12 protein-coding genes are annotated in these 14,575 nt (G+C 46.6%); 5 read left to right on the top strand and 7 right to left on the bottom strand.

Features of this window, described 5'->3' with window-relative positions; all coding sequences use genetic code 11:
* Positions 1–157: 157 nt before the first annotated feature.
* The 5 genes from MHI15_RS20935 (at position 158) to MHI15_RS20955 (ending at position 4,632) form a co-directional block, all read left to right on the top strand.
* Positions 158–574: a MarR family winged helix-turn-helix transcriptional regulator gene (locus tag MHI15_RS20935; RefSeq protein WP_341164788.1), complete on the top strand. Its 417-nt coding sequence runs from the start codon at positions 158–160 to the stop codon at positions 572–574.
* Between the two features lie 60 nt (positions 575–634).
* Positions 635–847 carry a DUF896 domain-containing protein gene (locus MHI15_RS20940; RefSeq protein WP_036676956.1) on the top strand — a complete coding sequence of 71 codons (213 nt, stop codon included), beginning with the start codon at positions 635–637 and terminating at the stop codon, positions 845–847.
* A gap of 278 nt (positions 848–1,125) precedes the next feature.
* The gene (locus tag MHI15_RS20945) at positions 1,126–2,064 is read left to right on the top strand and encodes an alpha/beta fold hydrolase (RefSeq protein WP_341164789.1); all 939 of its coding nucleotides are present in this window, start codon (positions 1,126–1,128) and stop codon (positions 2,062–2,064) included.
* Between the two features lie 147 nt (positions 2,065–2,211).
* Positions 2,212–4,089: an asparagine synthase (glutamine-hydrolyzing) gene (gene asnB / locus MHI15_RS20950; RefSeq protein ID WP_341164995.1), complete on the top strand. Its 1,878-nt coding sequence runs from the start codon at positions 2,212–2,214 to the stop codon at positions 4,087–4,089.
* A 15-nt stretch (positions 4,090–4,104) separates the two neighbouring features.
* Positions 4,105–4,632 (top strand): putative immunity protein, encoded by a 528-nt coding sequence (locus MHI15_RS20955; RefSeq protein ID WP_081383441.1) that lies wholly within the window; start codon positions 4,105–4,107, stop codon positions 4,630–4,632.
* A gap of 1,018 nt (positions 4,633–5,650) precedes the next feature.
* On the opposite strand, the gene MHI15_RS20960 is transcribed toward MHI15_RS20955, so the two are convergent.
* The 7 genes from MHI15_RS20960 to MHI15_RS20990 all read right to left on the bottom strand — a co-directional run bounded on the left by MHI15_RS20960 (position 5,651) and on the right by MHI15_RS20990 (position 14,563).
* Positions 5,651–6,469 (bottom strand): alpha/beta fold hydrolase, encoded by an 819-nt coding sequence (locus MHI15_RS20960; protein ID WP_305953995.1) that lies wholly within the window; start codon positions 6,467–6,469, stop codon positions 5,651–5,653.
* Positions 6,470–6,492: 23 nt separating this feature from the next.
* Positions 6,493–7,692 (bottom strand): NAD(P)-dependent malic enzyme, encoded by a 1,200-nt coding sequence (locus tag MHI15_RS20965; RefSeq protein WP_445668010.1) that lies wholly within the window; start codon positions 7,690–7,692, stop codon positions 6,493–6,495.
* Between the two features lie 71 nt (positions 7,693–7,763).
* Positions 7,764–9,164 carry a M20 family metallopeptidase gene (locus tag MHI15_RS20970; RefSeq protein WP_076307877.1) on the bottom strand — a complete coding sequence of 467 codons (1,401 nt, stop codon included), beginning with the start codon at positions 9,162–9,164 and terminating at the stop codon, positions 7,764–7,766.
* A gap of 16 nt (positions 9,165–9,180) precedes the next feature.
* Positions 9,181–10,605 carry an aspartate ammonia-lyase gene (aspA, locus tag MHI15_RS20975; RefSeq protein ID WP_341164790.1) on the bottom strand — a complete coding sequence of 475 codons (1,425 nt, stop codon included), beginning with the start codon at positions 10,603–10,605 and terminating at the stop codon, positions 9,181–9,183.
* A gap of 164 nt (positions 10,606–10,769) precedes the next feature.
* The gene (locus MHI15_RS20980) at positions 10,770–11,651 is read right to left on the bottom strand and encodes a DMT family transporter (protein ID WP_341164791.1); all 882 of its coding nucleotides are present in this window, start codon (positions 11,649–11,651) and stop codon (positions 10,770–10,772) included.
* A 43-nt stretch (positions 11,652–11,694) separates the two neighbouring features.
* The gene (locus MHI15_RS20985) at positions 11,695–13,113 is read right to left on the bottom strand and encodes a M20 family metallopeptidase (protein ID WP_076217616.1); all 1,419 of its coding nucleotides are present in this window, start codon (positions 13,111–13,113) and stop codon (positions 11,695–11,697) included.
* A 25-nt stretch (positions 13,114–13,138) separates the two neighbouring features.
* Positions 13,139–14,563: an amidohydrolase gene (locus MHI15_RS20990; RefSeq protein ID WP_076306612.1), complete on the bottom strand. Its 1,425-nt coding sequence runs from the start codon at positions 14,561–14,563 to the stop codon at positions 13,139–13,141.
* Positions 14,564–14,575 lie beyond the last annotated feature (12 nt).

The raw sequence follows: 14,575 nt of genomic DNA on the forward strand, positions 1-14,575 counted from the left end.
AAAACCGAGATCTACGTGATCTTGTGGTTATACTCCTTTTTTAATGGTTTGGTCAGCAAACAGGATGAATGTTAGGGACATTTATTTGAAATTTTTAATAAATCGTGATATTATTAGCTTGCTAAGTAATTTGTAAGGCAGTACGGAGGAAATATCTGTGATAGAAGATGAGATAAGGGAACTACTGGATAGAATATCAGCGGAAATGCGTAGAGATTATGCAGAGCTGCTTAGAGAACTTAATCTTCATGTGGGTCAAGAACAGTTATTATGCCGGTTATGGAGAACAGATGGAATGACACAAATACAGCTAAGTGAAAGCTTGAATTGTGAGCCTCCAACCATAACAAATATGGTGAAATCTCTTGAAAATCATGGGTTTGTTGTTCGAAAAAGAGATTCTGAAGATGGCAGAGTTAGCCGAGTGTATCTAACCCCAGCCGGACGTAATCTCTGCGAACCTGTGGAACAGATCTGGAACAAACAGCTGGATAAATTACTAGCCGGAATTATACCTGAAGAACGTTTATTATTAAGAAGACTTATGAAACAAATGGCCGATAATTTAGCTTGAATCTGGAACTACGCCATAACCGTTAGTAAGCTAATTAAAACTAAGAAAAGAGGAACATAGATGATTACAAGTTTGACTCGCATCAATGAATTAGCTAAGAAAGAACGTGAAGTAGGCTTGACACAAGGCGAATGGGTTGAACAGATCGCATTGCGTGAAGACTATCTGCGTGAAATTCGTGGACAAGTTCGTAACAGTCTTTCTGGCGTGACAATTTTAGATCCGGATGGAAACGATGTAACCCCTGAGAAGCTTCGTGCAGCGCGTAAATAATCAATGAACTAATAAGTGGAAACTACACCTTTAGATAACGTTAGATTAGCCTATGGCTGATCGACGGATATCTAGAGGTGTTTTTTGTTATATAAATCTTAACAGAAGCTTAATTCGTTATCCTTAGGAGCTGTTGAAAGTTAAGAATCAATTAAACTTGCGTTACACAGGATCTAAGACTGGATTGTTAGAATGAAGTAGACAAAAGATAAGGGATAACATGAAGGGGTGCAGAAGTTGGAGAAACTAAAAGAAACATCAAGGAAGGAAATGAAAGTATGAAAAAAACATTATTAATTTTACTTAAAGTAATAGTCGCTATAGTCATACTCCTAGCACTTTTTCTGGTCATCGTTTTTACAGTCAATGTGATCAGCAATAAAGTGGAGAAAGGAAAAATAGAACCCTATGGTCAGCTTGTACCTGTCGACGGGAAAAAGATGAATGTTACCATACAAGGGCAAGGCAAGGAAACAGTCGTGTTACTCCCAGGGTTTGGAACCGCATCACCCGTAATTGATTTCAAACCACTTGTAGATGAACTGACTCCTTTCTATAAAGTTGTAGTAGTTGAGCCGTTTGGTTATGGACTAAGCGATGTCACCACAAAAGAACGAACGGTCGACAATATCGTGAGTGAGCTTCATGAAGCTTTACAAGAATTAAAGATAGATCGTTATATTCTGATGGGACATTCTATAGCGGGAATTTACGGACTGGACTATGTGAACAAATACGAAAACGAAGTTAGTGCATTCGTAGGCATCGACAGCAGCGTACCCACACAAGGGGGCAACGATGAAGAATTTCCATCAGGAACCTATAAGCTGCTTAAAAACTCAGGATTTATGAGATTGCTGGTAAAGCTCAATCCAGCCCAAATCGTTACACCAAGTGATGATGAGGAAACTAAAGAACAAAATAGAATGATTTCACTTAAAAACATGATGAATCCAAATATCATCAGCGAAGCAGAGCATTTTAAAAGTAATTTCAAAGCCACGGAAACATTAAATTTCCCAAAAGATCTTCCTGTTATTTTCTTCCTAGTGAAAGAAAATACGGATGTTCTAGGCTGGGAATCCCTGCATAAAGAACAGATTAAAGACTCCTTACACGGGAAATTGATGTTGCTTGATGGGGAGCATTATTTGCACCATACCCGATCCAAAGATATCGTCGAGAACTTTAGAAGCTTTATGGGAGAGATAAAGTAAGAATGAATGAGAAAAGCCTGCTAATACAGGCTTTTCTTTTTTTGTATTTTCAAATAAGTGAATCCTTTAGAAAAAAATGATAAATTTATCAAAGCAATTATGGGCACTCTATATCCTAATCTTTATTATAGGAAGGACTACCATAGTATGTGCGGAATAGCAGGAATATTAAAATATAATGGACAGCCACCACATGAAGAAACCTTAAAACAAATGACAGGGGTTATGAATCACCGAGGTCCCAATCATGAGGGAGTATGGCTCGATTCTCACATTGGACTTGGTTTTCGCAGATTGTCTGTAATTGATTTACGTGATGGTAATCAACCGATGACGAATGAAGATCGTACCCTTTGGATTGTTTTTAATGGTGAAATCTATAATTATAAAACACTACGAGATCAGTTAAAGCTAAAAGGACATCACTTTCAGACGCAATCAGATACAGAGGTCATTGTGCATTTATTTGAGGAATACGGCAAGGACTGTGTCCATCATTTACGTGGAATGTTTAGTTTTGCGATTTGGGATCTTAAGGAACAATCTCTTTTTGCTGCTAGAGATCATTTCGGGATCAAACCTTTTTATTATTACAAAGACGAAAATAATCTTTTATTTGCTTCGGAAATTAAAAGCATACTTGCAGTGCAAGGAGTACCCAGAAAGCTTCAATATCAAAGTTTATTCAGCTACTTAACTTTTCAGTATGTCCCGCATCCTGATACGATGTTTGAACACATTCATAAATTAGGACCTGCGGAGCGATTATTTGTTAACTCGGATGGTGAAATGAAGATCGAGAAATATTGGGAACCCCATTTTCAACCGGTAGAACGATCTTTAGCAGACTATGCCGAAGAAATTCAGTGGAAATTGAAAGAGTCTGTAAATCTTCATTTACAAAGTGATGTGGATAGAGGATGTTTTTTGTCCAGTGGAATTGACTCCACCGCAATAGCTGCAATGATGAGAGCAGAAGAATCAACAAAAACCTTTTCGATTGGATTTGAAGGGCTGAACAATGAAACAATCATTGCAAATCAAACGGCAGCCAAACTGGGGACAGATCATTATTTTCACATTTTATCGCAAAAAGTTTTTTTTGAAAGTATCCCGAAAACGGTCTGGCACCTAGATGAGCCTGTTGCAGATCCTTCCGCTATTGCACTCTATCATCTAAACCAGCTTGCAAAAGAACATGTCACGGTGGTCCTATCAGGGGAAGGCGCTGACGAATTATTCGGAGGGTATAGAATCTATAGAGAGCCAAATGCATTAAGACCGATAACCTGGATGCCTAACTTCATAAAGGATTCGTTACGAAAATCATTATCTGTATATCCCTATCATTTTTATGGCAAAAATTATTTACTTCGGGGTCTGACACCTTTAGAAGAGCGTTTTTTCGGTAATGCTAATATTTTTAACAAAAGCGGTAAAATGAACTTGCTTCACGAATCGGTACACGCTCAGAATAGCTTTTTACATCCCATGGATATCGTTAAGCCTTTTTATGATAAGACAGCTCACCTAGACCCTACGACAAGAATGCAGTTTATTGATCTGAATTTTTGGTTACCTGGAGACATTTTATCAAAAGCAGATAAGCTGTCCATGGCACATTCATTAGAATTAAGAGTCCCGTTTTTAGATAAAGAGGTTTTTGAAACGGCTAGTAAAATACCTGTGTCCAATCGGATTGGGCAAAAAACAACAAAACTTGCTTTGCGTAAAGCTATGGAAGGAATCGTTCCGGAAGCTATTGTGAATCGCCCGAAACTAGGATTTCCCGTACCCATTCGTGATTGGCTCAAAACTCCAATTTCAAATATAATGTTTGAACAAATCCGCTATAGTGGCATTGAAGAAATATTCAATATGAATATCATCGAAGAGATGTTTACCCAGCATCGGAGTAATAAAGGCGACTATTCGCGTAGAATATGGATAATTTACATTTTTTCAGTATGGTACACTCTTTTTATAAAAGAAGATCTGAAGCAATTAAATAGTGCCGTGTTGTAATGGGGGAGTGATTCGTTGAATATTGAGGAATATGCATGGAATAAACATGAACAGCAATTAAGAGAAACTAACATGTTTACTTATACTAGTCCAAAGATAAAGATTGTAGATAACCATGAATTAAGAAATCGGCTTGAAGAAACGCTTGAAGAGCTGCCGCAGAAGTTTCTGGCCAAATGGGCTTTGAAAGTAGCAGTTGAGCACCTGGATCATCTGGTTCAGCAGCTTGTAAATGACCCGCGGATTGATTTAGGTATAGAAACGCTAGAAAAGCGTATAACTGGTGAGATTAGAGCCTTTGACTTAAGAAAAGTTGGATTTATTGTCAATGAATTAGCCAAAGAGTCCACAACCGAGGCTAGTAAGTATGCTGCCCGTTCTTTTGCACAAGCCATTGCAACTGGACATATGCGAGGACACGCTATGGTTTGCAGTGACTATGCAGTAAAACTGGTGAATTACATATCAGATCATTCTTCAGTTGCAGAGGCAGCTACTAAAGAACGGGAAAGACAATTAAGGATAGCTGAAGAGTTGCTTTGAAATTAAAGCTTTAAAGATGAACATGTATGAGGATGATTAAAAAAGTTAAATACTGGTAATAATTAACTTTTTATAATCGAGAGTTATGTAATCTAATGCAACAATAAAAACATGATCAGCACTTAAAGTTTTATGCGAGACTTGATGAGCTTTAAAGCTTAATACTCGTTTTAGATAATACGATTACTAAATAAGAATCAATTGCTAAGGAAAGGGCAGTTATTTTGAACAGGTTTGAACATTGATTAGATATCAGTAATGGATAGTTAATTAGTAATATTATGGAACTAATTGGTTGCTTCCATTAATTTATACACTACTTCCTCACAAAACCCGTATTTTGTACATATGTCTATGAATAGTATTTCAGCTTGGGAATACCTGCTTTCGCTCGTTATGCTCTAAGGACACAATTCCTCCTCATTAATGAGACGACATTTTTTTTAAGGTAGGCGACCTTTCCATCATTCAGATAAACCTCTTCGGTAGAATATCGATTTATTGATACCTCGCCTATTTTTTCTCCATTAGTGTATTCAATATACGGAGTAATCCAATCCCAAAACAACTTGATTTCTTTATCGTAATTTTAAAATTTGCTTGGGTATTTATATGCTATCTGTCACCATCAAGCTCAATTTCTGTGTACTTTTCGTTATTAAAATAAGCAGACGTGCAATTGAATTATACTTTTATGTCGATTTGCGAAAATGTGGGCACTTTTGTGTATTTCTCAGTGACACAATGTACCTACACAACTCCTCTTATTGCTGATATTTCGATACTCACTATGTAGGAGGATTTGTGTCACTGGACTGGGGATAAAATGGCAGCCAATCGATCAATGTATTCACTACATAAAAACCACATTCCATATTATACGATTCGTACAACACAAACTAAAACAGCCTTCTATTAGGTAGTAATAGGAGGCTGTTTTTAAACTACTAATTATTTGTATCCGGAATTTGCTTGAAAATCAAGTGGAGAGTTTCATTTCCTCTTACAAGGGTATAACTCAGCAATTTATATATCCGCTCTCAAGTTCATCAAGCCAATTGTTTACTAAGGCATTGAATATATTGGGCTGTTCTATTTGTAGATGATGTCCAGCCAAATCCAGCAATGAAAAAGCTCCGTTTGGATATTCATCCAATATACCCCATGCATCCTTGTATCCGACAATATGGTCATGACGACCAGTAATAATAAGTACAGGATACTCGTTTATCGTTGTATCAGTGTCCATTTCAAATGTGAACCCGTATCCATTGTTGCGGACTTGAGTTAAAAATGAGTGATCCGCTTTTCTTGAGGGTAAGAGAATTTCGCGATTAAACCTGACCCATTCCTCTTCTCCCTGAATAACGGACACGGCAGCAAATTCAGAGGCATCTTCCAGGGGGAGACGCGACAGCAATGAACTATCGGCCTTGATGACTCTTTTCTCCGGCAAGTTTCTTTCCGACGGTTCACTTACAATTACTGGTGCAATTAAGAGCATGCCACGTACATCTTTTTGAAGATAATGTGCAACACCCCGTGCAATAAGGCCGCCGTATGAATACCCGAAGATCAAAAAAGGTTCATCAGGAATTTGTAAAGTTATGAAGTCAAGAACCGCTTGCAGCATATCATCTGAATTACGAATGTTTGCTTGAGCTTTCGATGCTCCCATTCCTGGTAAATCGATGTAGATTCTTTTCCAGCCCTGCCGTTTCACAAAATTCGGCTCTAGGCAGCCAGACATTACGCTGTGATCCAAAGACCAGCCATGCAAAATAACTACCGGGAATCCTTCACCTACAATTTTGCAGTTAATGACAATAAAATACACAGCCCTTCCCGTTATTATTTGGATTACGACACTCCATCCATTAAGTCTACAGGCATAACTCTCGCTTGCCCAGATGAAACAGCTGCTCTAATCACAGCAACCCTCACTCTCGCGACGACTTCTCTGTCCAATACAGCAGGAACAATATTCACCGGGCTTAATTCTGCATCCGGAATGGCTGAAGCTATGGCATAGGCAGCAGCAAGCTTCATCTCTTCATTAATGGAGGAAGCCCGGCAGTCCAGGGCTCCACGGAAAATCCCGGGAAAAACAAGGGCATTGTTGATTTGATTGGGGTAGTCACTGCGTCCTGTAGCGAATACTTGAACATAAGGCAGAGCTTCCTCCGGTGCAATCTCCGGGTCCGGATTGGCCATGGCAAAGACGATGCTGCCGGGAGCCATATACTGCACATCGTCAGCCGTAAGAACCCCTCCTCTGGACACCCCGATAAATACATCCGCATCCCTGATAACTTCCTTGAGCAGCCCAGGAATGGCTTCCACTTCTGGCCGCTCCGCCAGCCATTGCCACATGGGCTGAGAATAACGGCCGCCTAGTACGATAGCTCCTTCCCGGTCCACGGGGACGAGTCTGGTGACACCGGCTCTTAGCAGCATTCGGCATATCGCCATTCCCGCCGCTCCGATACCGTTGACGACAACGCGAATTTGATCGATCTGCTTGCCTGCCACCTTCAGCGCATTGAACAATCCGGCAAGCACCACGATCGCAGTACCATGCTGATCATCATGAAACACAGGGATATCCAACAGATCAGCTAATCGGCGCTCTATTTCAAAACACCTTGGAGAGCTAATATCTTCTAAATTGATCCCGCCGAATATAGGACTGATTCTTTGAATCGTACGAATGATTTCCTCTGTATCGGTAGTGTCCAGACAGATCGGAAAAGCATCCACCCCAGCCAGTTGTTTAAACAGCATGGCTTTGCCTTCCATTACAGGAGCGGCTGCATATGGCCCGATATCCCCCAAGCCCAGCACGGAAGTTCCGTCTGAGATCACGGCAACGGTATTCTTCTTGATAGTTAATGTGTGGGCCTTATCCGGTTCCCTATGAATTGCAGAGCAGACTTCTGCAACACCGGGAGTATAGATTCTTGCCAAATCCACACTGTTGTGTACAGTCTGCTTAGGCTCTACTGATAATTCCCCCCCTTGATGAGCTGCGAATATTTGCTCGGACATGCTGAAGCTCATGGTCCCTAGAATCACGTTGTCCTTCACTCTTTCCAACCCCTTCACACTCTTGATGGTCTCGATTTTCTCTGCTAGACCGCTCTGCTTGCTGCCGGCTGCACTTCCGGCGGAATCAGTGACTGGTACACCTCTCCGTCCAACTGTTCCTTCAGCTCAGATTTCGCAGCAGCAATCACTGCGGGATGCTGCAGCACATGTATAGCTGAAGCAGCCAGCACCTTGCCTGCCAGCAGCATGCCTTTATGGGCTGCAGAAGATTTGCCCTGTGTCACCAGCTGCCAGCTATGCGGCTGGGTGCCGTATGCACAGGTGGTCACATAGACCTGCCCTGTAGGCACAATCCAGCTGACATCCCCCACATCTGTCGAAGCATACACATATCCCTGCTCCTCTGAATACGGCTGAAGCTGCTCCGACAGAATCCTTCCGCCTCCGTTCCGCACTATGCGCTTTTCTTCCGCCGAGAAGCTGTCCTGAATCCCCCGGGCAAACCGCTGCTCATCTTCTGTAAAAGCCGCACCACCGAGTTCAGTGAAGCACTGGTGCATCACCCGGCTTAAGGTGAAATTAGGAATCAGATCTGCGGAGGCACCATCCACCTGATGTTCTACACGGGTTCCCGTCATCATGGCTGCGCCACTGGCGATATCGCATACCCGTTGGATCATTTCCTTCACCTGGCTCATTCTTGGAGCACGGAGCTTATACAATACCGAGGCTTTGGCCTGCACAACATTGGGCGAGTGTCCGCCGGCATCCGTAATGGCATAATGCAGCCTTGCCTCAGAAATCAAATGCTCTCTCAGATAGTTGGCTCCTGCATTCATAAGTCCGACAGCATCCAGTGCGCTGCGGCCCAGATGGGGACTTGCAGATGCGTGCGAGCTGTTGCCCCTGAAGGTGAACTGGATCTGGCAGGTGGCCAGCATTCTGCTGTTATATGCCAGATTCTCATCCCATGGATGCCAGGTAAAGGCTGCATCGACATCCTTGAACAATCCCGCCCGCGCCATATAGGCTTTACCGCCGCCTCCTTCTTCAGCAGGACAGCCGTAATAACGGATGGTTCCCGGCAGGCCGCTTCTCTCCAGATAATGCCGGACGGCAACCGCAGCGCCAAGCGAGCCTGCACCCAGCAGATTATGTCCGCAGCCATGTCCGTTTGCACCTTCTTGCAAAGGTTCTTTGAAGGTTACACCGGCAACCTGGCTCATCCCTGACAAGGCATCAAATTCACCAAGTATGGCGATTATAGGCGCCCCCTTGCCGTAAGTGCCCACAAAAGCCGTTTCTATCTCTCCCGCGCTTCGCTGAACACTGAAGCCCTCTTCTTCTAGTACCTTGCATAAGACCTCCGCTGAGCGGTGCTCCTGGTAACGTGTTTCGCAGAAGTCCCAGATTTGATCACTGGCCTCCGTGAGCTTCCCTTGCTTCTGGTCGATGATATCCGATATAAATTGATAATAATCCATAATCCTCACGTCACTTTCAGCTATATTCCAAACGTTCCTTACCGGCAATGCCGGGTTCGGTCATTTGGTAGGGATCGAGAATCAGATCCAGCTCCTCCTCCGACAGCACATTGTACAGAAGGCAGAGCTCGCGGACGGACTTCCCGGTGGCAATTGCTTCATTGGCGATTCTTGCCGCCGTTTCATAACCCAGATGCGGGTTGAGCGCTGTCATTATGCCTACGCTCTGATCCACATAACTTCGGCAGCGTTCTTCATTAGCTTCAATTCCCTGCACACAGAGGGTGTTAAATACATCCAATGCCTGATTCATGATTGTTAAGGATTGGAGGAGATTGAATACAAGCACAGGCTCCATCACATTCAGCTCCAGCTGCCCGGCTGCTGAAGCCTGGCAGATCGTATGATCATTTCCCATGACCTGAAATGCCACCTGGTTAACCAGCTCACACATCACCGGATTTACCTTGCCCGGCATAATTGAGGAACCCGGCTGCCGGGCGGGCAGCGTAATCTCACTCCATCCGGCCCGCGGGCCGGAGGCCATTAACCGCAGGTCATTGGCTACCTTTGACATATTGATCATGCAGATTTTCAGAGTAGCAGACACTTCAGTATAGGCATCCGTGTTCTGCGTAGCGTCTGGTAAGTGTCCCGCACGAATCAGCGGGAACCCGCTGATGTCCGCAAGCGATTCCACAGCTCTTACAATATATTGCGGGTCTGCGTTGAGACCCGTCCCCACAGCAGTCGCACCGAGATTCACTTCATATAGCAGCTCTTTCGTTCTGCTGATCCTCTGGATGTCCCGGCCCAGTACACTGGCATACGCCTGGAATTCTTGCCCCAGCCGGATCGGAACAGCGTCCTGCAGATGGGTGCGTCCCATTTTGATCACGTGATCGAACTGCGCTGCCTTCCTCTCGAACGCCGCATGCAGCCCGTGTAAAGTTCCAATTAGCTTCTCCAGCATGGAGAGAACCGCCAAGTGAATCGCTGTAGGAAAGCTGTCATTAGTTGACTGTGACATGTTGACATGAGAATTTGGGCTAACAACCCTATAATCACCTTTACGTCCACCGAGAAGCTCAATGGCCCGGTTCGCAATGACTTCATTCGCATTCATGTTAATGGAGGTTCCTGCTCCGCCTTGAATCGGATCAACGATGAACGAACCATGCCACTGTCCCGCTATAATCTCGCCTGCAGCCTGTATAATCACTTCGCCGAGTCTCGGCGTCAACTGCTTGAGCTCCATGTTCGCGGCTGCAGCCGCCTTTTTAACCATAGCCAGTGCAACAATCAATTCCCCGTGAATGCGGTAACCGGTAACCGGGAAGTTCTCCAGGGCGCGCACCGTCTGGATACCGTAATATACATCAAGCGGAACCTGTTTCTCTCCAAGAAAATCCCTTTCAATCCGAAATGCTTCCTCTGTCATTTCCTTGCCTCCTAGATTACTTGGGCGTTTGAGCTCTGCGGGTATGAAGCGTCATCGAGGTTCACTTCCCGCTATGGTTAGTCCGCAGTTCCATAGGACGGTACTGGGGCAACTATCCACAAGTGTGAGAAATGAACAAGAGTTATATCTCTCTATCTTCTTTTTTAGGGATCTTTGACTTTCGGCTGCCGGTTGATGCAATACAAGCTGAAGGCAATCAGCATTAGGCCGGCCAGTAGAAATCCGGTTAACGGCTCATTCAGCAGCAACGCACCAAGGGTTACGGAAACTATGGGGACAAGGAACAGGAAAGAGGATATCTTTTGAAGATTGCCGGCATTCACCAGGAAGAAATACAGCATCCAGGATACAGCAACTCCAAACACGCTCGCGTACAGGAGGCTTATTAAAAAAGAGCCGTTCCATACAATGCCGCTCCAAGTCTCAGTAATGGAACCGGCACCCGTCAGCACCACTCCTCCAATTAAGCACTGCATGGCCGCAAGCCACATGAAGTCTACCCGGCCGCTGACTCTCTTGACGTACACCGTGCCTACAGACCAGCTGATCGCTGTACCCAGGGCAAGAAGCAGCCCAGCTGCAGATGCATTCCCGCTTAAGTTCTGGATACTTGCCACAGCAACACCCGCAAACCCCGCCAGAAATCCGGTCACCTTCAAGGCTGACATTTGGTCTCCTAACCACAGCCAGGCCAGCACACCAACCATAACCGGCTGTAAATATACAATCACTGCGAACATGCCGGAAGGCAGATAACGAAGCCCCATGATTTGTAGACCAAAAAATAAAATGACGTTCAAGACCGCAGAAAGAATATATATCTGCCAGTTGGCCTTCCACCTCAGTGCGCTCCGTTTGTGAACCATCAGCAGAAACAGGATCGCCCCTCCCGCCAAGGTCCTTATACCTGTAAACAGCAGAGGTGGAGCATAATTCAGTGCAATTTTATAGACCGGAAACGAAGCACCCCAGATCAAAATCAGAATCATAACCAGCATAGCCGTACCGGCACGTGATACTTTCATTGTTCATTCCCCTTACTTGCTGTATCACCGCATTAACCTAAGGTTAGCGCTTAACAGGTCCTGGTGTTACGTCATCGGGGAAGGGGCATTTGTAGGTTCTGCCGTTCAGGCGCAAGGCATGCTCCCGCTGGGCTTCAGCCAGAACCTCTGGCTGAAGGAACAGTTCAAGTGCGGTAGCGCCAATGACCTTTCCTGCCTGCAGCATCCCTTTATGCCCTATGGACATTCCGCCCTGACTGACCACCTGCCACGTATGGAAAGGGGTCCCCAGTGCAACTGAGGTAACTTCACATTGAACCGTAGGCACCTTCCAGCTGACGTCTCCGACATCTGTGGAGCCCCAGAGCATGGAGGTCTGCGGATCGTATTCTTCCACCCGGTCTGCCAGCGCCTTGCCGTGCAGCCCGGCCGGCACATTGAATGTCCGCTCCTGACTAGTCAATGTACTGCGGATCGCTTCCGCAAACTGAAGCTCAGACTCATTATGAACCGGTCCGCCCAGCTGGACGAATTGCTCATACATCAGCTTCTCCAGCGTTTTGTTGACAATAAGCTCTGAGGAGCCGGAGTCGAATTGAATCTCAAGCTCTGTACCCGTCATAAGAGCAGCGCCCTTCGCCACATTGCATATCCGGTCATACAATTCTGCCAGATCTTCAGAACGTGGAGTGCGTAATTTGTACAGCACCTCCGCTTCCGCCTGGACTACATTGGGCGAGATGCCGCCGCTGTTGGTAATGGCATAATGCAGCCTGGCTTCAGGAATGATATGCTCCCGCAAATAGTTGCACCCCACATTCATCAATTCGACGGCATCCAGCGCACTACGGCCCAGATGAGGGGCCGCGGAAGCATGTGCACTGCGGCCCTTGAACTTAAAGTACACCTGGCAGGTTGCAAGAGAGGTATGATTGGTAACCTTGTTCCTTGCCTCCGGATGCCAGGTCAATGCAGCATCAACATTCTCGAACAGGCCGTTTCTGGCCATCAGGGCTTTGCCGCCCCCGCCTTCCTCGGCCGGACAGCCATAGAAGCGTACCGTACCGGCAAGACCATACTGCTCCAGGCAGTGCCGGACGGCGATCGCTGCGGCAAGCGCGCCCGTACCGAGCAGGTTATGCCCGCAGCCATGGCCGTTGCCTCCCGGGACTACCGGATGATTCGCGTTCTCTCCACGATGCTGGCTGAGCCCAAACAAGGCATCGTACTCTCCAAGAATAGCGATTACCGGCTTCCCGCTCCCGTAGCTGCCTACAACAGCAGTCCCGATATTGCCTGCGGCACGCTGGACCTCAAAGCCTTCCTGCTCCAGAATCTCCGCCATAAGTTCAGCGGACTGCTGCTCCTCATATCTGGTTTCGGCATACTCCCAGATCCGGTCACTTACAGAGATCAGCAGCTCCTGCTTCTGATCGATATACTCTTCTATAAATCTTAGCGTTTCCGCCTGTATTGGGGTCATCTATACCACTCCCATCAGATTGAATTTATCGTTTGACTGGACCGGGAACCACATCGTCTGCGATCGGACACAAGTAACTGCGGCCCGTAACCTTATGCCGGTGCTCCGCCTTAGCCTGTTCAAGCACTTCCGGCTGCAGGAACAGCTCCAGCGCTGTCAGTCCCATCAGCTTTCCGGCATGGAGCAGTGCCTTGTGAGCCGAAGACGAAGCTCCCTGGCTAACCACCTGCCAGGTATGCAGCGGTGTGCCTAGGGCCATGGAAGCGACATAACATTGCACCATCGGCATCTGCCAGCTGACATCGCCGAGATCGGAGGAGCCCATGACCAGGTGGTCCTGCGGGGAATAAGGCTCCAGCCGGTCTGACAGGGCCTTCCCTTCCAGACCGGAAGGAAGTCCATCCAGCTTATCCTGTTCGGTCAGCGTCGTGCGGATGCGGGAGGCGAATTCCAGCTCAGCCGCATCAAAGTCAGGAACACCGATCTCCTGGAATACCGCATAGGCTGCCCGCTCCAGTGTACGGTTCATGATTAGCTCAGAAGCGCCGGAGTCGGGACGGATCACAAGTTCAGTACCGGTCATCAGAGCCGCTCCCTCGGCGATTCTCACAATCCGCTCATACAAATCTGCCAGCTGCTCGGAGCGGGGAACACGCAGCTTGTACAGCACCTCTGCCTCTGCCTGCACAACGTTCGGTGAAATTCCGCCTGTGTTTGTAATCGCATAATGAATCCGGCAGTCAGACTCCATATGCTCCCGCAGATAGTTGACCCCCATGTTGGTCAGCTCCACACCATCCAGCGCACTTCTGCCCAGATGGGGGGCTGCCGCTGCATGGGCACTCCGCCCCTTAAACTGGAAGTATACCTGGCGTGTAGCAAGCAGCGTAGCGGAATTAATATAATTGGCTGGACCGGGATGCCAGGTAATAGCCGCGTCCACCCCTTCGAACAAGCCCCGTTTAACCATCAGCCCCTTGCCGCCCCCGCCTTCTTCGGCAGGGCAGCCGTAGAAGCGTACAGTGCCGGACAATCCTTGGTCCAACAGGTATTGTCTCACCCCGATGACTGCCGCAAGGGCCCCGCTGCCCAGCAGGTTATGGCCGCAGCCATGACCGTTTCCGCCTTCCACCACCGGCTGCTTGCTGGAAAGGCCCTTTTCCTGGCTAAGACCGAACAAAGCATCATATTCACCCAGGATACCGATCACCGGGGATCCGGTGCCGAAGCTGCCAATTACCGCGGTTGGTATTCCTCCAGCGGCTCTCTCTACTTCAAAGCCCTCCTGCTCCAGAATTTGCGCGAACAGTTCTGCGGAGCGCGCCTCTTCATAACGCGTTTCAGCAAATTCCCAGATCCGGTCGTTTATACTGGCCAGGAGCTCTCTTTTATGCTCAATCGTTCCGCTGATATGCTCAATAGCTTCAGATCTAATTTCAATGGTACCCATGGTCGTCACTCC

Source organism: Paenibacillus sp. FSL H7-0918 (assembly GCF_038007025.1).
Lineage (GTDB): Bacteria > Bacillota > Bacilli > Paenibacillales > Paenibacillaceae > Paenibacillus_AQ > Paenibacillus_AQ odorifer.